The sequence below is a fragment of the Microcystis sp. M49636_WE2 genome (assembly GCF_030065375.1).
Classification (GTDB): domain Bacteria; phylum Cyanobacteriota; class Cyanobacteriia; order Cyanobacteriales; family Microcystaceae; genus Microcystis; species Microcystis aeruginosa_C.
Window position 1 is genome coordinate 1 of record NZ_JASJFG010000968.1, and the last position, 1090, is coordinate 1090.

The following is a 1090-nucleotide window of genomic DNA, read 5'->3' on the forward strand; positions in this document are numbered from 1 at the left end:
AACCCGCCACCTACTGGAACACAATTGACGCTCACGAATACGATTTTGAGGCTAATGTGAACCCCAGTAAACCCCATCCCCGTTGGTCGCAAGCAACGGAGAAATTTATCGGCAGTAGAAGTGATTTATCTTGGGAAATTATCGAAACTCTGCCCTATAATGGCTACGGTGAATATGTGGCTAGTTTGTATAGTTAATTTTGATGATTATCCGCGTTTTATTCAGTTTAACTAAGTATCTATGGACAATAAAACTCTGTACGAACAAGACTTTTATCTCTGGATTAGAACTACTATTAATCAACTGCAAGCCAGACAGTTTGAGCGGGTAGATTTAGAGAATTTACTGGAGGAATTAGCAAGTATGGGAAGGAGTGAAAAGCGCAAAATCGAAAATCTTTTGATTCAATTACTGGTACATTTGCTGAAACTAACTTACTGGACAGGAGAAAAATCTAGAAATGAGGGTCACTGGAAGGGAGAAATTCTCAACTTTCGCCGACAAATAATCGAAGAAATTAAAGATAGCCCTAGTTTGAAACCCTATATTCTGGAAATCTTTGAGGAATGCTATCAATTTGCTAGAAAAGAGGCTCAAGTTAGAACTCAATTACCCCTTGATACTTTCCCCCCTATTCCCATTGGTTCCCTTGAACAAATTCTCGATGAAGATTGGTTTCCCACTAATAACCACGAGTAATATATAGAGGTAAATTATGGATAATAAAACCCAGTACGAAGAAGACTTTTATCTCTGGATTAGAACTACTATTAATCAACTGCAAGCCAGACAGTTTGAGCGGGTAGATTTAGAGAATTTACTAGAGGAATTAGCAAGTATGGGAAGGAGTGAAAAGCGCACAATCAAAAGTCTGTTAACCCGATTATTAGAACATTTACTTAAACTCAAATATTGGGGAGCAGAAAGAGAGAGAAACGAAGGTCACTGCAAGGGAGAGATTAGAACTTTTCGTCTCGATATATTAGATGAACTTAAAGATAGTCCTAGTCTGAAACCTTATCTTTTGGAAATTTTTGATGAATGTTATCTTTCAGCCCGAAAAAATGCCAGTGACCGCTCTCAATTACCC

General features: G+C 38.0%; 2 protein-coding genes and 1 pseudogene. All 3 read left to right on the forward strand.

The window, feature by feature from the left end; genetic code table 11:
• A pseudogene (locus PX484_RS22305) lies at positions 1 to 197 on the forward strand (protein-methionine-sulfoxide reductase catalytic subunit MsrP); the annotation flags it as partial.
• A 43-nt stretch (positions 198 to 240) separates the two neighbouring features.
• The gene (locus tag PX484_RS22310; protein ID WP_002734421.1) at positions 241 to 699 is read left to right on the forward strand and encodes a DUF29 domain-containing protein; all 459 of its coding nucleotides are present in this window, start codon (positions 241 to 243) and stop codon (positions 697 to 699) included.
• A 16-nt stretch (positions 700 to 715) separates the two neighbouring features.
• Positions 716 to 1090: DUF29 domain-containing protein (locus PX484_RS22315; RefSeq protein ID WP_288105544.1), on the forward strand; the 375-nt coding region annotated here is incomplete at its 3' end.

What these genes read in the sequence shown, in the direction of transcription:
- PX484_RS22310 (WP_002734421.1), top strand. Translation starts at nt 241, where the DNA reads ATGGACAATAAAACTCTGTACGAACAAGACTTTTATCTCTGGATTAGA.